The following is a 16,003-nucleotide window of genomic DNA, read 5'->3' as shown; positions in this document are numbered from 1 at the left end:
AGTTGGGGGTGGAGTGATTTGTCAGTACCAGAGCGTCCTTTTGCACTGATGACAAAGGTGTATAAAGATATTTTTCCGCTTGTTCATCAGGAGCTGAAAAAGTGGCGGGCTCATGCCGAAATGATTGAAAATGAAGAACTGAGAACGCAGGCACTAGCGAGCATATCGAGTAAAACGTTTCACTGTGAAGGCGGAGGTATTTTATCTCTTCTGGCAGGTGAAGAGAAAGAAACATGTATTGAATTCATTGTGGCGTATCAAACCATCAGTGATTACTTAGATAACCTTTGTGACCGCAGCACGTCGCTTGATCCAAAGGATTTCCATATGCTGCATCAAGCGATGAGAGATGCGCTTGATATTCATGCTGAGCTCAAGCCATACTATCAATTCCGTGATGATCAAGAGGATCATGGATATTTACATGCGCTTGTCCGCACATGCCAAGATGTGCTTACGCGTGTTCGACATTATCCGATCATTCAGCCATATTTACACACGCTGTGTGATTACTATAGTGACCTGCAAGTACATAAGCACGTTGTTCCCCATGAGCGTGTACCACGGCTAGAGTCATGGTTCCGCCAATATGAAAAAGATTTGCCGAAGATGGAATGGTATGAGTTTTCAGCTTGTGCGGGATCAACGTTAGGGATATTCTGTCTTGTGGCGTATGCGCTGCAGCCTGATTTTACAGAAAAGCAGGCGAAGCAAATTTACGAAAGCTATTTCCCTTATATTCAAGGTCTGCACATTTTACTCGATTATTTAATAGACCAAGAAGAGGACAGGCTTGGGGGAGATCTGAACTTTTGCTCATACTATGATTCTCATCATGAAATGATGGATAGACTTCAGCATTTTATCGAAAAAGCGGATGAGCAGCTGAAAGGTATTCCGCATGAAAACTTTCACAAATTGATTAACAGAGGATTACTGGCGGTCTATTTGTCCGATGAAAAAGTGACAGCCCAAAAAGAGATGAACAAGCTGGCAAAAAGGCTGATCAAATCAAGCGGGAAAACATCGTTCTTTTTCTATATTAACGGAAGAGCCTATCGGACCTATCAGAAAATGCCTTGGATGAAATCATCATAAAAAAGCTCAAATCCATTAGGATTTGAGCTTCAGCGTGTAGACAAACCCTCGCATTCGGTGTCAGGTCTGCGCGCCGGTACTCACGAATGTCAAATTCGCTCCGTTCCGGTGCTCGCCCGTTCCTAGACTGCAAAGGTTTTCTATCACGCTGAAAAGAAGAAAAAAGCTAAAATGCACATCATTTTAGCTTTTTTTCAATGGCGACCACGAAAGGCGGGTCGTTTTGAATATTCATGTATTGATATGATAAAACTTGTACCTCTTCATGAGGGAGTGATCTGCAATAGTCGAGAAGCACTTCTTTTTCTCTTTTACCTTCGGGATGTCCGTGGTAGATCACAAGGACGATCAGACCTCCGGGTTTGAGCCATTCGAGGAGCTGTTTGATCGCTTCAATGGTTGTATGAGCCTGAGTGGTGACGGTTTTATCGCCTCCAGGCAAATACCCAAGGTTAAACACTGCACCAGATATATGTTCATAAACATCCTTCGGAAGATGATCCGCCAGTTTTTCATGTCCATCATGGATCAGGTGAACGTAAGGATATTGACCGCCAAGCCTTTTGCTTGTCTGCTGCAAGGCTTCCTCTTGCACGTCGAATGCAAACACTTGTCCTTCAGTTCCTACAAGGTCCGCTAAATAGAGTGTATCATGGCCGTTTCCCATTGTTGCATCTATGACGATGTCGCCTTTTTGACAAGCGCGTTCTAACAGCTCTTTACTAAAAGGAAGCATGCGTTTCAAAATCATTTGGCTGCTTCTTCCAATCTGACGAAACGTTTCCCTTGGTAGCTGTTACGTCTTTCGAGCTCAGCATTAATGGCATTGAGCACTTCCCACTTGTTAACACTCCACATTGGACCAACCATTAATTCAATTGGGCCGTCCCCTGTAATACGGTGAATAATCATTTCTGGCGGCAGAATCTCCAGCTGATCACAAACAAGCTGAACATATTCCTCCTGGCTTAAAAACTCAAGCTTTCCTTTTTCATATTGCTTGACCATTGGAGTCCCTTTTAAAAGGTGAAGCAAATGAATTTTAATTCCCTGCACATCTAAATCCGCAACAGCTTTTGCTGTTTCCATCATCATGTCTCGGTTTTCAAGAGGCAATCCATTGATGATATGTGAGCAGACACGAATTCCGTGTTTTCTCAGTTTTTCTACACCTTCAACGTAGCATTCATAATCATGAGCACGGTTAATGAGCATAGCTGTCCGTTCGTGTACCGTTTGAAGACCAAGCTCTACCCATAGGTAAGTGCGTTCGTTTAATTCGGCTAAATACTCCACTACGTCATCCGGCAGACAGTCAGGTCTTGTTGCAATGGATAGACCTACGACACCATCTAGATTCATGACGGTTTCATATTTTTCTTTTAGGACAGGAAGCGGCGCGTGTGTGTTTGTATACGCCTGGAAATACGCCATGTATTTTCCGTCTTTCCATTTTGTATGCATCCGGTCTTTGATTTCGTTAAATTGAGTGATGAGATCATCAGCCCGGTTTCCTGCAAAATCACCAGATCCAGCGGCACTGCAAAATGTACAGCCGCCGTGGGCTACAGTACCATCACGGTTTGGGCAGTCAAAGCCGCCGTCTAAGGCTACTTTAAATACTTTATGACCAAAGTGTTCACGCAAATGGTAGTTCCATGTGTGATAACGTTTTTCGCTGTTTGAATATAAAAAAGGGTTATGCTGATCCAAGTCAGTAACCTCCTTGCATAATAATAGGCATCCTTAAAGTTTAACAAAAATCACGAAGGAGGACAATTGAATCTGTCCAACATTTTCTTTAGTGAAAAAGCTTTACATGGGCAAAATAGGCGGGAGCGATGATGAAATGGAGGGAATGTAAGATGGCAACAAGGCAGTCGATTGATGAATTTATCCAAAAAAGTACGGAAACCCTTGAGTTTGCAAGTGAACAATTTGATTTGAGCTCACGTCAGGAACATTATAATGAGGAAGAGTTTTCTAAAGCACAGCTCATGCTTGAGAATACGGTCAACGAATTAGAAAAATTAAAAGATGTCGCCAATGACCAGCAAAGAGAACGATTAGACAGGGCACGTGTTCAAATTCAGAGCTTACAAAATCAAATGATTTTAGGGATTTCTTACGATAATGAATGATGAACAGATCCTTCTTTTAAGGGTCTGTTTTTTATTTTCTTAATAAGTTATTGACTTTTATGCTGGGTGTCTATATTGTATTAGGTGTACTACATCAACTAATACACTACAGACACTTAAAGTGAAGAAAGGTGTTCAACCATGAAAAAAGAAAAAAACCCAATTAATTTGAAGTGGATGGTGCTGGCTGTTGCGTTAGCATGTACATTTTTTTTCGTTCTTGTTTTCATTGGTTTTGAAGTTCAAAAAGATTTGATACCCAATTCAGTTCCTTTAATGCAAGGACATGAACAAGCGATAGGACTGCAAAAGCATGAATGAGGAAAGAGGGAGTCATCATGATTCAAATAGATCCAAGAAGCGCTGCGCCAATATATGAACAAATCATTGAGCAGCTCAAAATTTTATGTTTAAAAGGCGTGATGAAGCCAGGTGACAAACTGCCCTCTGTCAGAGAGCTCGCCACCATTATCATTGCCAACCCAAACACCGTCAGTAAAGCGTATAAAGAGCTAGAGCGGGAAGGGATTATTGAAACTCTGCGGGGCCGCGGTACGTATGTAACAGAAGGTGCTCAGTTAAAGCTGAATGAAGGGAAGGTGCTCCAGATGAAAGAACAGTTAAGACAACTCATCATAGAAGCTCATCATGCTGGTATTGATATTCATCAGCTCAAGGAATGGCTGGAAGAGATCGGCTCAAGTCTAAAAGGAGGAAAACAAGTTGATTGAGGTTAGAAATGTATCAAAGAAATTAAATGGACGCGAAGTACTCAGCGACGTTTCCTTCAAAATAGGCGAAGGTGAGATTTTCGGTCTGCTTGGCCGGAATGGCTCTGGGAAAACAACACTTCTCAGATTGATTCAGCAAATTCTTCTTCCAGATGAAGGAGAGATTTATTTTAAAGACGTACTGGTGAAAGACCACCCTTTAGTAAAGCAAAATATTGTATTCATGCCGGTCGTGAATCCCTACTTTGACAGATACAATTACGGACAGCTTGTCCAGCTGTTAAAGCATATGTATACAAAGTTTGACGTGACCTATGCCAATGAGCTTGTGAACCGCTATGAAATTCCGGAAAAAGTGAAGTATCGTGAGTTGTCGACAGGGTTAAAGAAACAGCTGTCATTAATTTTAAGCTTTGCCATCAAACCAGCGGTCATTTTATTAGATGAGCCGACTGATGGTATTGATGCGGTCACAAGAAATGACGTTCTTCAGTTGATGATTGACGAGGTGGCAGAACGACAAACAACGATTTTAATTACATCTCACCGCTTAGAGGACATTGAGCGCATGTGTAATCGAATTGGATTTTTAGAAGGAAATCAGCTCACAAGTGTCATGGATTTAGATGAATTAAAGAATGACTATGTCAAAATCCAAATGGCCTTTGAAGAAGATATGAACTTAAGTATTCGAAAAAATGGCGTTGCGATTTTGGATCAAGCGGGCGTTTTCTATACAGCGCTTGTTCTAAAAACCGACGAAGAAGCTAAAGAGTACTTGAAGTCACTGAAGCCAAAAGTATGGCATGAACTGCCTGTGAATTTAGAAGAAGTGTTCATTGCGAAGTTTGGAGGGAAACGCAGATGGTAAAGCGGCAATTATTATATAAGGAGTGGAAGCAATCAGAGCTGACATTCATTTTAGTGATGCTTGTTGCTGCGCTTGCGACGCCTTTCGCATTCTTAATGGAATATTCGTCTTTTCAAACGTGTCTAAACGATACAGAGTGTATTACGGATGCACCACGTTTTTCTTATATCTTTAAGACGGATCCTTTCCTCTCCCTTTCATGGCTAATGGGAATTTTCTTTGCTGTCATGCAGCTTGGATTTGAGAGAAATAAAGGGCAGATGGATTTTACCTTATCCTTACCATTTAGCAGAAGTACAATCTATCACACAAAGTTTTTCTTAGGTGCTGGAATCATAGCAGTCGCTCATGCCGTTTCTTATGTTCTTACTTATTTACTTATTTTAGGACTTGACCCACTAGAGACACCTGGCTTTCATAGCGTTTATATCATTTCGCTTGTGTCCTCCTTGATGTTTTATAGTTTATTTTTTGCAGCGGGTACTTTAACCGGAAGTTCCATTGCGCAAGCAATCGTTGGGTTCAGCACAGCTATTTTACCCTTTTTAGTGATCGGATTACCGCTTGTTCATGTAGATTTTATCATCAAGACAAGTGGGAGTTGGTTAGATAAGAGCTTCGCTTATTTGATATCGCCTATATCTCCAATCAACTATATTATAGATGAACCTTTCCGATCTGATTATCCTCTTTGGTTCTCAGGCGAAAAAATCATTATACCTATTGTCATGGTGGTTCTGTTTTATCTAATTGGCTTAATTAGCTTTATAAAACATCCAATTGAAAGAAATGGCCGCTTCTTCCTTTACTCAAGTATGGATAGACCTATTCAGATTATGGTCATCATCTTCGGTGTTCTAGGGTTTGGATGGTTTGGTTTTTCTTCAGATAATTCCATATTTGGTTATATCGTTGGCATGCTCATCGGTGGAGTCGTAGGCGCCTTAACGAGTTATTTCTTAATCTATAGAAAAAGATAAACAGAGAGCAGGGGAGTAGAGATGATTCAGATTCAAGCATTAGATCATGTATTTAAAATTGGTAAAAAGGGCAGGGAAAATGAAATTCCTGTGCTGAAAGGGATTGACCTGTCCATCAAAAGAGGCGATATTGCTTGTATTGTTGGACGAAGTGGTTCGGGGAAATCGACTTTATTGAACTTAATATCAGGCTATATTACGCCAACGAGCGGAAAAATTGTCATTGATGGCACCGATGTGACCGGCTTTAATGAAAAAGAATGGGCAGACTTTCGCTTAGATCACTTTGGCTTTATCTTTCAAAGCTTTCAATTGATCGGGAGCTTAACAACGTATGAGAATGTTGAACTTCCGCTCACTTTAAAAGGGGTGAAGCCGTCTGAACGAAAAGTGAAAGTAAAAGAAATGCTGAAACGAGTAGGACTCGAACACCACGCAGGACATTACCCAAATGAGCTGTCAGGCGGACAGCAGCAGCGTGTGAGTATTGCAAGAGCCTTGATTTTAAATCCATCAATTATTTTAGCAGATGAACCAACAGGCAGTCTGGATTCAGAAACTGAAGGAGAAATTTTAGCCTTTATCCAGCAGCTCAATCGCGAAAAAGGAATTACATTTGTCATCATTACACATGACGATGAAGTCGCTTCAATCGCAGACACAACGTTCCAGCTTCACGACGGTGTATTAAAGAAAGGGGAACAATCCATTGAAATTTAGAGATCAGGTCAAATTCATTAGAAGAAATATGAAGAAAAATAGATTGCGTGTGTTTATGACCATTCTTGCGACGACAATGGCATGCTCTTTCTTAATCGTTCTAGCGTCTGTCGGTTTTGGTTTGCAAAAATCAGCTCAAGATGAAATTATGAAGCAGCAAATCATCACAGAAATTAAAGTGTTAGGAAAAGAAAAAGGAGACGTTAAGATTGATGATTTAAAGAAATATGATCATGTGAAATCTGTCGTCTCAAGAACGGCAATCAATCCTTCGGTTAACGTCGAGCTCGATAACCGTTCAAGTGAAACGCAGGCTGCTTTGACTGATATGAAAGAAGAAAAAGAAGCAGGTCTTGAACTAGACCGAGGAAAAGTCCCAACATCAGCGAACGAAATTGTGGTTGGGTATCATATGGCGCAGCAACTGTGGACAAAAAAAGAACGCGAAGCCTATGAAAAAGAATTAAACCAGACGTCAAATGGGGAAGAAACACCGAAGGAGCCAAAAGGCTACACGAAGGATATTTTAAATAAAGTGATTCAAATCAAAGTGCCAAAACTAAATGAAGAAGGTGAAGTCGTTAAAGAAAAAACATTTGATTTCCGTGTAGTAGGCGTTTTGAAAAAGCCGAATTTGGAGTGGCAGGAGGATCATAAAATTCTGATTCCGAATGCTTATGAAAAAGAATTTGGTCAAATACTCGATCTGTCTCCTGAAGCAGGAAATGTCGAGAAAATGACCTCTGTTTATGCAGATAAATTCGACAATGTCGGTACGCTCACGAATAAACTGACAGATGAGGGCTATCAAGTCATCTCTGTGACGAACCAGCTTGAAGGAATGGATATGTTCTTTACGGTCTTCAAAATTGGACTCATTTTTGTCGGATGTATTGCAGTCATTATTTCTGCCATCGGAATTTTCAATACGATGACCATGGCGGTAACAGAGCGAACACAAGAGATTGGGATTATGAAAGCCATTGGCGCGAATCCATCCATTATCAAGCGGATGTTCCTAATGGAAAGTGCTTATATTGGAGTAATCGGATCAATCATCGGTATTATCATCTCATATTTGATTAGTTTCGCCGTTAATTTAATCATCCCAGCCATTTTGTCGTCCATGTCTGAGGGAGGATCAAGCGATCAATTCTCGATTACTTTTTCCTATATTCCACTCAGCCTTGTCATTACAGCGACAGTGATCAGCGCAGGGGTAGCGATCATCTCAGGGCTTAACCCGGCACGTAAGGCAACAAAAACGAATGTATTAGCAGCTTTAAGAAGAGAAATCTAAAAAAGAACCTCCTGTAAACCCGATTGGGTGCTCAGGAGGTTCTTTTTTATCTTAATTAAACATCGCTATTGCTTAGGTGCCCTGTATCCGGCACGCTCTGCTTCTTCTACTGAGCAGAACATTTTGGTTACATTCTTTGTTCTAGAGTAGTATCTGCTGCTTGGTGTGTGGTAAATACCGTTGACACTCCCTTTAATGTTACAGGCAGCCGATTCTTTTTTTGTTTCCTTTTGTGATTCATGACCGCCTGTGCTTTTTCCTTCATCTTTAGGTGCGGAGCGCTGGACGGTGGAAGAACTCGTATCGCTGCTACTATTCTTGATTTCTTGTTTGAGTGTTTCATTGCTGGAGGTGAGCTTGTCTATTTTCTGTTCAAGCGATTGAATGGTCTTTTCTTGCTGTTTGACCGTTTCTTTTTCTGAGGTGATGGTTTCTAGCTTTTTTTCCAGCTTTTCTTTTTCCTTCTCCGCATCTTCTAAAGAGGAGGTAAGCGACTCTTTATCAGCTTTTAAGCGCGAAATGTCAGATGAGAGTTCCTTTTGATCCTTTAACAGCTGTTCGGAAGATGGATCGGCTTGTGCCTTTGGCGCATTTCCAGCAGTAAGCGGTAATGACATAATGGAAAAGAAGAGACCAATGATCAAAAAAGGATAAAAAAGTTTCTTTGAAAAAATCAGCTCGTTCTGGTGTTTGAGTAAGAAGAAATTGACAGCATATCCGATGGCAAAACAAACACATAAAAGACCTAATATGAGTAACAGCATATCTAACAGCCCCCTAAATTGCTATTTACACCTATCATACCTCATTTTTCCATTTTGGGGAGCGGTTCAATTAAAAAAACCCTGTTTACACAGGGTTTTCAGCTAATGGTAATCCTTTTATGGCTTCTTTTACTGTCAAATAAGTGATCGTATTCTGGAAATCTGTATCCAGGTCTTTCATTTTCAGCGCAAGCTGCGGCTTAATCCCAGTGATGATCAGTTCGGTTCCAGTTAGATTGAGAAGATGATGCAGTTTGAAAATACGTGCTGCGACGGAATCATCGACCTCGATTAAACCAGAAAGGTCGACAATTAAATAATCATCCTTTGAATCATCTAATATACAGGTTAACTTAGCGACAATAGCATCAAAGCGTTCTTCAGATAATTTTCCGATAAGCGGAAGAGCAGATACACCATTTTTAATTGGGACGATTGGCGTCGAAAGAGAGGTGACTTCCTGTAAGGAATCTTCTAGGAGCTGTTCATATTCTTTCTGTTTCGTAATATCCTTTTGAAAACCAATGAAAAATGTTTTGTCATCTTGTTCAATGTATAGAGGATCTATATTGAGTTCATTCCAAAAAAAAGTGCCGTCTTTTTTATAATTTTTTAGCTGTGTGGTAATAGGTGTTTTGTTTTGAATTCCATGACGAATTAAAGCAAGCTGCTTTTGATCCGTGTCTTTTCCTTGAAGGAATCGACAATTACGACCAAGAATTTCATCTGGTTTGTATCCAGTCATTTGTGTAAAGCCGTGATTCACATAAACGATAGGGTTATCCTCTAAGGAAGGGTCTGTAATGACAACACCGATCCGCGCATGATCCAGCGCTTTTTTGATGAGTTCAAGCTGTTTTTGCAAGCCGAAAATGTTCGAGCTGACCATATTACCCTCCTTTGCTGCTATAAGACATATCAAATGGTTGTCTTTTCAACCAAATGAATCCTTTTAAACGTAACATAACATATGTTCTGTTTCAACGATTGCAAACGCTTTGTTAAATTTGTCATCATAGTTTGTCCTCCATTAGAATAGAGTAAGTAAGGAGACTTTTCATTAGAAAAAGAAGGAATCAATTACTCATCATTCATAAAATGACAAAAATAGTTAATATGGATTAGGTAAAAATGATTCCAATGCATCAAGATTGTTTTTAGGTCATTCACATATAATGGAAGAAACAAGCTTTTTTTCTTCGTTAGAGAGAATAGACCTTTTACATGGATTATGACGGAACAGCAGAATGGCATTACAGGGGGCTGGACAGCCTGAAGTCGCTTTACTATTCTAAGGGCTTTAGGAAGGTGATGAAAATGCTGCAACAAGTCATTATTGCTTGCGCCATTGGAGGGGTCATGGGCATTCTCGGTCACGTAAAGAAAAAAGGCAGGCTAGAGAAGCCCAGAATGACAAAAAAGTTTATTTACTTAGGGTTTATTGAAGATTGGCTCGTTGGGATGATTGCCGCTACACTGCTTGTCTTATCCTCAAATCCCGAATCTAGTCTGCACTTGATCATCTTATCCATTATTTCAGGTTACGGAGGAGAAGCAGTTCTGCGAAGCTTCGATTTTGTGAGAGAAGAACGTTCACAGGATGCAGGCTCCAACCGTCATAACCGATCTCCACACGAATAATATCCTCTACTTTACCCTAGTCTAGGGTACATTCCCATTGTATACAAACCTGCTTGCACTTATGATCATAATTCTATAAAATACTACTTAGATGACGGTTACGATAAGAACAGTGAAGAGGAGTAGTAGGAAAGCAGTATTTGTCTTTAGAGAATTGACGGCTGGTGAAAGTCAATCAAATCTGCTTCTGAACTCGCCTCAGAGTTGCAGTTGCGTTAAAGCTTCTGTCGCATGTCTGCGTTAAAGATATTAAGTGAGCGTACGAACAGCATGTTACGCTAACAAGGGTGGTACCGCGGGAACCAAAAAATCTCTCGTCCCTTTCCAGGGATGAGGGTTTTTTGTTGATTTTAGAAAAATCTGAATTCTTGCAGTGGCCATCTAAGCAGATAAAGCCGTACATATTAAAGGAGGTTTTCACATTGAGTTTTCAGCATCGGGAAATTGAAAAGAAGTGGCAGGATTATTGGCTGACACATAAAACATTCGCCACATCTGACTCGGAAGATAAACCGAAGTTTTATGCACTTGATATGTTTCCATATCCATCAGGAGCAGGGCTTCATGTCGGGCACCCTGAGGGCTATACAGCAACGGATATTTTATCACGCATGAAACGCATGCAGGGATATGATGTTCTTCATCCAATGGGATGGGACGCATTTGGTCTCCCAGCAGAACAGTATGCACTTGATACAGGAAATGATCCGGCGGCTTTTACAGAAGAGAACATCAATAACTTCCGCCGCCAAATTCAATCACTAGGGTTCTCGTATGATTGGGATCGAGAAATCAACACGACAGATCCGAATTACTACAAATGGACACAATGGATTTTCTTAAAATTGTACGAAAAAGGATTGGCCTATATCGATGAAGTACCAGTGAACTGGTGCCCAGCGCTTGGCACAGTGCTTGCAAATGAAGAAGTCATTGATGGAAAAAGTGAACGCGGAGGGCATCCTGTTGAAAGACGTCCTATGAAGCAGTGGATGCTAAAGATTACAGCATATGCGGACAGGCTGTTAGAAGATTTAGAGGACATTGATTGGCCTGAAAGCATCAAAGATATGCAGCGTAACTGGATCGGACGCTCTGAAGGTGCGCACGTTCATTTTGAAGTAGAAGGACATGACGAACAGTTTACGGTTTTCACAACGCGTCCTGATACACTATTTGGCGCAACATATGCAGTGCTTGCACCAGAGCATGCACTTGTTGAAAAAATTACATCAGATGCTCAAAAAGAAGCTGTCGAAGCGTATATCAAAGAGATTCAATCAAAGAGTGACTTAGAGCGGACAGATCTTGCTAAAACGAAGACAGGTATTTTCACAGGAGCGTATGCCATCAATCCTTTAAATGGTGAAAAGATGCCGATCTGGATTGCCGATTACGTGCTGGCGACTTATGGAACTGGAGCCATTATGGCGGTTCCGGCCCATGATGAACGTGACTATGAATTCGCCAAAACCTTTGATCTTCCAATTAAAGAAGTTGTAGAAGGCGGAGACATTGAGAAAGAAGCCTACACAGGTGATGGAAAGCACATTAACTCTGATTTCCTAAATGGCTTAGGAAAAGAAGAAGCGATTGAAAAAGCGATTGCATGGCTTGAAGAACATCAAAAAGGTGAAAAGAAAGTCACATATCGTTTAAGAGACTGGCTGTTCAGCCGTCAGCGCTACTGGGGTGAGCCGATTCCAATCATTCATTGGGAGGACGGAACATCTTCAGCTGTTTCAGAAGAAGAGCTTCCACTGATCTTGCCTAAGACGACAGAGATTAAGCCAAGTGGTACAGGTGAATCACCGTTAGCCAATATTAAAGACTGGGTTGAGGTTGTAGATCCTGTTACAGGTAAGAAAGGCCGCCGCGAAACGAATACAATGCCGCAATGGGCAGGCAGCTGCTGGTATTTCTTACGTTATATTGATCCTCATAACACAGAAGAGCTTGCCTCTCCTGAGAAGCTGAAGAAATGGCTTCCAGTTGATGTGTATATCGGCGGAGCAGAACACGCTGTACTGCATCTTCTATATGCACGCTTCTGGCATAAGTTCTTGTATGATATCGGTGTTGTTCCAACAAAAGAACCTTTCATGAAATTGTTCAACCAAGGTATGATTCTTGGGGAAAACAATGAAAAAATGAGTAAATCAAAAGGAAATGTGGTCAACCCGGATGATATCGTAGAATCTCATGGTGCGGATACATTACGACTTTATGAAATGTTCATGGGACCTTTAGATGCGTCAATTGCTTGGTCTGAAACAGGACTTGATGGCGCTCGTCGTTTCCTTGATCGTGTATGGCGTCTCTTTACAAATGAAGATGGCTCACTCAGTGATAAAGTGACAGAGCAATCTGGCGGCGCATTAGAACGCAGCTATCATGAAACAGTCATGAAGGTAACGGATCATTATGAAGGCTTGCGTTTCAATACAGGCATTTCACAATTAATGGTGTTTATCAACGATGCCTATAAAGCTGATACACTGCCGAAAGAATATGCAGAAGGCTTTGTAAAGCTTCTTTCTCCAATTGCACCGCATTTAGCAGAAGAGCTTTGGAATAAACTTGGTCATGAAGGATCTATTTCTTATGAAGCATGGCCTCAATATGATGAGTCAAAACTTGTCGACGATGAAGTAGAAATTGTCGTACAGCTTAACGGTAAAGTAAAAGCAAAATTAACCGTTCCTGCTGATGCAACAAGGGAGCAGTTAGAAGAGCTCGCGAAAAATGATGTACGTGTAAAAGAACAGCTTGAAGGGAAAACCATTCGTAAAGTGATTGCAGTTCCTGGGAAGCTTGTCAATATTGTTGCGAACTAATGATGACACCCATCGGTATGAACCGGTGGGTGTTCTTTATTTCCCGGGACATAATTTTGTCGAAAACAAGGTGATTCCCGCATCGGTCTCGTATTTTAACAGGTGATCAAGAAAATGAGGAGTGACGTCAATGGAAAAGGAAAGCAAACGTGAACAACTGCTCAGTCTGTTAGGAGAAATGCCAGAACGTCATCGCGTGGAGGCTTATACGTTAAAAATGGAAGAACGTGAATCATATGTAGTGGAAACGCTCATTCTCTCCATGAATGGTGAAGAGGAAGTCCCTGCTTATTTCGTGAAACCGAAGGATACGGTGAAAAAAAGACCCGTTGTACTGTTCCAGCATTCACATGGCGGGAATTACGTGAATGGGAAGGACGAGCTGTTAAAAGGTGCTCATTATTTGCAAACGCCTTCATATGCAAAAGAGTTTACGTCTAAAGGATATAGTGTACTGGCCATTGATCATGCAGGGTTTGGTGAGAGAAGAGGAAGAACAGAAAGTGAAATTTTTAAGGAAATGCTTTTAACAGGAAAAGTGATGTGGGGCATGATGCTGTATGAAAGTATGTGTGCGATTGATTATTTGCTGTCTCGATCTGATGTGCTGGCGGACAGGTTAGCTGTCTTTGGGATGTCAATGGGCGGTCTTCTTTCCTGGTGGACGGCTGCACTTGATGAGAGGGTCAGTGTGTGTATTGATCTTTGTGCACAGGTGGACCATCATACATTAATTGAAACGAACAATTTGGACAGACATGGCTTTTATTACTATGTACCGAGCTTGGCGAAGCATTTTACAGCAGCGGACATTCAAGAAATGATTTTTCCAAGACCGCATTTAAGCTTAGTTGGAAAACTTGATCAGCTCACGCCTGCTGAAGGCGTTGGAAGGATTCAAAAGGTATTGAGTCAAACCTATGAAGCTGCTTCATTGAAAGAACGATATCAGCTTACCCGTCTTCATGCAGGTCATTTTGAAACAGCCGCTATGCGTCACGAGGCGACACGATTTTTGAAAAAGTGGCTGTAATCAAGAAATGCTTGGACATACTACGTCAAAAGAAAGGAGGAGACAGATGAAAAAAATCACCATCATTGGCGGATGCGGTGTGATTGGACGTCTTTTAACAAAAGCGCTCTCTGATGAGTACAGCGTCACGATTATTGATCTAACAAGCTGTGTAGAAGGAGTCATTTTAGCCGATGCAGCGAATGAACAGAATGTATATGAGGCAATTCCGCGGGATACAGATGTCATCTTGCATCTTCTAAACATGGACATGACGCATGATGTGATGGATCATGAAGAATTTGCAAAAATGACTGATATTTTTTGGAGGAGTACTTATTATATGTTTCGTTCAGCCGCGAGGCTTGGAATTCGAAAAGTCATTTTTGCAAGCAGCAACCATGTGACGGATCGTTATGAAGAGGATGGACGCTCCTTACTTGGGCGGCAGATTACAACTGACGATGTGCCTGCGACTAAAAATGTCTATGGCATATTAAAGTTTGCTTCCGAACAGCTGGGACGTTTGTTCCACGATCAATCGGGAATGTCTGTCATCAATTTAAGAATTGGAACAGTTGTAACAGATGAGATGACGGCATTGCACAAAAAGCAAAGAACAAAAAGAACTCTGCTGTCACACGAGGATCTTGCAGGTATGATAAAGGCAGCGATTGAATCAGATATTCCCTTTGGGACCTATTATGCTGTATCAGAGAATGAAGAAAAGCCGTGGTCTATTGAGAAAACGAAGCAGGAGTTAGGCTATGAACCAGATGTCAATACGACGGAGATCCTCGGAGACGATGATCAAGCATAGGGCATAATCATGTCATGAGCTAATGATCTTATTCTTTTGTTTCATGAGCATAAAAGCACGGCTGATATGATCTATCCAGTTGGTCTGTCAAAATGATTATAGACGCTTTCTTCCCCCGTTTGTTACATTTTAATCACGATATCGTCACAGGCTGCAGCTTACTTTCAGATGAAATGATAACGCTTTCAAAGAAAGGGCGTGATGAACATAGATCGTTCTATTAAAGGCCGATTGTTCAATTTATTTAATTACTCTTTTCTACTCATGTTCGCATTAATATGTGTGCTTCCGTTCATCCATGTCATTGCCGCCTCTTTTGCAACAGTAGAAGAGGTCATCACGAAGAAGTTTATCTTGTTCCCGACGACGTTTTCTTTAGAGGCATATCGGTATATTTTTTCTACAGATATTGTGTATCGCAGCCTCATTGTGTCCATTCTTGTGACGCTCGTTGGAACAGCTGTCAGCATGTTTTTGTCCTCGCTTATGGCATACGGTCTGTCTCGCCAGGAGCTAAAAGGCCGGAGAACACTGATGTTTCTCGTTGTTTTCACGATGCTGTTTAGCGGAGGGATGATTCCGACGTTTATTGTGGTGAAAACACTTGGTCTGCTTGATACGTATTGGTCACTTATTCTACCGGTTGCAATCAATGCGTTCAATTTAATCATTTTGAAAAACTTTTTTCAAAACATACCAGCAAGTCTTGAGGAATCAGCGAAGATGGACGGCTGTAACGATTTAGGGATTTTCTTTAAAATTGTGCTGCCACTTTCTTTGCCAGCCATTGCAACCATTTCACTTTTTTATGCCGTGACGTATTGGAATACGTATATGACTGCCATTCTGTATTTAAATGATTCAGTGAAGTGGCCGATTCAGGTGCTGCTGAGACAGATTGTCATTGTCTCAAGCGGAATGCAGGGAGATATGTCGGATATGGGCTCATCCACACCACCGCCAGACCAGACGATTAAAATGGCTGTGATCGTTGTGGCAACCATTCCGGTTCTGCTTGTCTATCCATTTATTCAAAAGCATTTCAACAAAGGGGCATTACTAGGTTCTGTAAAGGGTTAAAAAGATGG

17 protein-coding genes and 1 other annotated feature are annotated in these 16,003 nt (G+C 41.2%); of the genes, 13 read left to right on the top strand and 4 right to left on the bottom strand.

Annotated features, from left to right (window positions below; translation table 11 throughout):
* Positions 1-18 precede the first annotated feature (18 nt).
* Entirely contained in the window at positions 19-1,098 is a 1,080-nt protein-coding gene (locus MHB66_RS14010; RefSeq protein ID WP_024424905.1) for a tetraprenyl-beta-curcumene synthase family protein, read from the top strand.
* A 178-nt stretch (positions 1,099-1,276) separates the two neighbouring features.
* On the opposite strand, the gene MHB66_RS14005 is transcribed toward MHB66_RS14010, so the two are convergent.
* Complete coding sequence (locus tag MHB66_RS14005) at positions 1,277-1,849, bottom strand: class I SAM-dependent methyltransferase (RefSeq protein WP_046312150.1); 573 nt, start codon at positions 1,847-1,849, stop codon at positions 1,277-1,279.
* Positions 1,846-2,811 (bottom strand): TIGR01212 family radical SAM protein, encoded by a 966-nt coding sequence (locus tag MHB66_RS14000; RefSeq protein ID WP_017358356.1) that lies wholly within the window; start codon positions 2,809-2,811, stop codon positions 1,846-1,848. The genes MHB66_RS14005 and MHB66_RS14000 overlap by 4 nt, the downstream gene beginning before the upstream one ends.
* Positions 2,812-2,963: 152 nt before the next feature.
* Here MHB66_RS14000 and MHB66_RS13995 point away from each other — a divergent pair, with 152 nt between their 5' ends.
* The 7 genes from MHB66_RS13995 (at position 2,964) to MHB66_RS13965 (ending at position 7,841) form a co-directional block, all read left to right on the top strand.
* Positions 2,964-3,239, top strand: a complete 276-nt coding sequence (locus tag MHB66_RS13995) for a YtzC family protein (RefSeq protein WP_024426214.1) — start codon at positions 2,964-2,966, stop codon at positions 3,237-3,239.
* Between the two features lie 141 nt (positions 3,240-3,380).
* Complete coding sequence (locus tag MHB66_RS13990) at positions 3,381-3,560, top strand: hypothetical protein (protein ID WP_024426213.1); 180 nt, start codon at positions 3,381-3,383, stop codon at positions 3,558-3,560.
* A 17-nt stretch (positions 3,561-3,577) separates the two neighbouring features.
* Positions 3,578-3,970 carry a GntR family transcriptional regulator gene (locus MHB66_RS13985; RefSeq protein WP_024426212.1) on the top strand — a complete coding sequence of 131 codons (393 nt, stop codon included), beginning with the start codon at positions 3,578-3,580 and terminating at the stop codon, positions 3,968-3,970.
* Positions 3,963-4,841, top strand: a complete 879-nt coding sequence (locus MHB66_RS13980; protein ID WP_046312146.1) for an ABC transporter ATP-binding protein — start codon at positions 3,963-3,965, stop codon at positions 4,839-4,841. The genes MHB66_RS13985 and MHB66_RS13980 overlap by 8 nt, the downstream gene beginning before the upstream one ends.
* Positions 4,835-5,821, top strand: a complete 987-nt coding sequence (locus MHB66_RS13975; RefSeq protein WP_046312144.1) for an ABC transporter permease subunit — start codon at positions 4,835-4,837, stop codon at positions 5,819-5,821. Before MHB66_RS13980 ends, MHB66_RS13975 begins: the two co-directional genes overlap by 7 nt.
* Positions 5,822-5,842: 21 nt before the next feature.
* Entirely contained in the window at positions 5,843-6,541 is a 699-nt protein-coding gene (locus MHB66_RS13970) for an ABC transporter ATP-binding protein (protein WP_044332340.1), read from the top strand.
* On the top strand, positions 6,531-7,841 hold the full coding sequence (locus tag MHB66_RS13965; RefSeq protein ID WP_024424896.1) for an ABC transporter permease: 1,311 nt from the start codon (positions 6,531-6,533) through the stop codon (positions 7,839-7,841). The genes MHB66_RS13970 and MHB66_RS13965 overlap by 11 nt, the downstream gene beginning before the upstream one ends.
* Positions 7,842-7,906: 65 nt before the next feature.
* On the opposite strand, the gene MHB66_RS13960 is transcribed toward MHB66_RS13965, so the two are convergent.
* Positions 7,907-8,605: a m protein repeat family protein gene (locus MHB66_RS13960; protein ID WP_046312141.1), complete on the bottom strand. Its 699-nt coding sequence runs from the start codon at positions 8,603-8,605 to the stop codon at positions 7,907-7,909.
* Between the two features lie 85 nt (positions 8,606-8,690).
* Positions 8,691-9,494: an STAS domain-containing protein gene (locus tag MHB66_RS13955; RefSeq protein ID WP_024426208.1), complete on the bottom strand. Its 804-nt coding sequence runs from the start codon at positions 9,492-9,494 to the stop codon at positions 8,691-8,693.
* A 422-nt stretch (positions 9,495-9,916) separates the two neighbouring features.
* On the opposite strand from MHB66_RS13955, the gene MHB66_RS13950 reads away from it, so the two are divergent.
* The 5 genes from MHB66_RS13950 to MHB66_RS13930 all read left to right on the top strand — a co-directional run bounded on the left by MHB66_RS13950 (position 9,917) and on the right by MHB66_RS13930 (position 15,995).
* Positions 9,917-10,246 (top strand): DUF4257 domain-containing protein, encoded by a 330-nt coding sequence (locus tag MHB66_RS13950; RefSeq protein WP_008343006.1) that lies wholly within the window; start codon positions 9,917-9,919, stop codon positions 10,244-10,246.
* Positions 10,247-10,349: 103 nt separating this feature from the next.
* Positions 10,350-10,571: a binding site (T-box leader), on the top strand.
* Between the two features lie 97 nt (positions 10,572-10,668).
* The gene (leuS, locus tag MHB66_RS13945) at positions 10,669-13,083 is read left to right on the top strand and encodes a leucine--tRNA ligase (protein ID WP_046312139.1); all 2,415 of its coding nucleotides are present in this window, start codon (positions 10,669-10,671) and stop codon (positions 13,081-13,083) included.
* A 130-nt stretch (positions 13,084-13,213) separates the two neighbouring features.
* Positions 13,214-14,116: a dienelactone hydrolase family protein gene (locus tag MHB66_RS13940; protein ID WP_046312137.1), complete on the top strand. Its 903-nt coding sequence runs from the start codon at positions 13,214-13,216 to the stop codon at positions 14,114-14,116.
* 46 nt (positions 14,117-14,162) lie between these two features.
* Complete coding sequence (locus MHB66_RS13935) at positions 14,163-14,915, top strand: NAD(P)-dependent oxidoreductase (protein ID WP_046312135.1); 753 nt, start codon at positions 14,163-14,165, stop codon at positions 14,913-14,915.
* A 219-nt stretch (positions 14,916-15,134) separates the two neighbouring features.
* Positions 15,135-15,995: a carbohydrate ABC transporter permease gene (locus tag MHB66_RS13930; RefSeq protein WP_087976618.1), complete on the top strand. Its 861-nt coding sequence runs from the start codon at positions 15,135-15,137 to the stop codon at positions 15,993-15,995.
* Positions 15,996-16,003: the final 8 nt, after the last annotated feature.

The organism is Bacillus sp. FSL L8-0167, from assembly GCF_038630295.1.
Lineage (GTDB): Bacteria > Bacillota > Bacilli > Bacillales > Bacillaceae > Bacillus > Bacillus safensis.
The sequence above is the reverse complement of the archived record's forward strand: the minus strand, read 5'-3'. Positions and strand labels throughout refer to the sequence as shown.

What these genes read in the sequence shown, in the direction of transcription:
- MHB66_RS13990 (WP_024426213.1), top strand. Translation starts at nt 3,381, where the DNA reads ATGAAAAAAGAAAAAAACCCAATTAATTTGAAGTGGATGGTGCTGGCT.
- MHB66_RS13935 (WP_046312135.1), top strand. Translation starts at nt 14,163, where the DNA reads ATGAAAAAAATCACCATCATTGGCGGATGCGGTGTGATTGGACGTCTT.
- MHB66_RS13975 (WP_046312144.1), top strand. Translation starts at nt 4,835, where the DNA reads ATGGTAAAGCGGCAATTATTATATAAGGAGTGGAAGCAATCAGAGCTG.
- MHB66_RS13970 (WP_044332340.1), top strand. Translation starts at nt 5,843, where the DNA reads ATGATTCAGATTCAAGCATTAGATCATGTATTTAAAATTGGTAAAAAG.
- MHB66_RS13985 (WP_024426212.1), top strand. Translation starts at nt 3,578, where the DNA reads ATGATTCAAATAGATCCAAGAAGCGCTGCGCCAATATATGAACAAATC.
- MHB66_RS13960 (WP_046312141.1), bottom strand. Translation starts at nt 8,605, where the DNA reads ATGCTGTTACTCATATTAGGTCTTTTATGTGTTTGTTTTGCCATCGGA.
- MHB66_RS13940 (WP_046312137.1), top strand. Translation starts at nt 13,214, where the DNA reads ATGGAAAAGGAAAGCAAACGTGAACAACTGCTCAGTCTGTTAGGAGAA.
- MHB66_RS13995 (WP_024426214.1), top strand. Translation starts at nt 2,964, where the DNA reads ATGGCAACAAGGCAGTCGATTGATGAATTTATCCAAAAAAGTACGGAA.
- MHB66_RS13955 (WP_024426208.1), bottom strand. Translation starts at nt 9,494, where the DNA reads ATGGTCAGCTCGAACATTTTCGGCTTGCAAAAACAGCTTGAACTCATC.
- MHB66_RS14005 (WP_046312150.1), bottom strand. Translation starts at nt 1,849, where the DNA reads ATGATTTTGAAACGCATGCTTCCTTTTAGTAAAGAGCTGTTAGAACGC.
- MHB66_RS13950 (WP_008343006.1), top strand. Translation starts at nt 9,917, where the DNA reads ATGAAAATGCTGCAACAAGTCATTATTGCTTGCGCCATTGGAGGGGTC.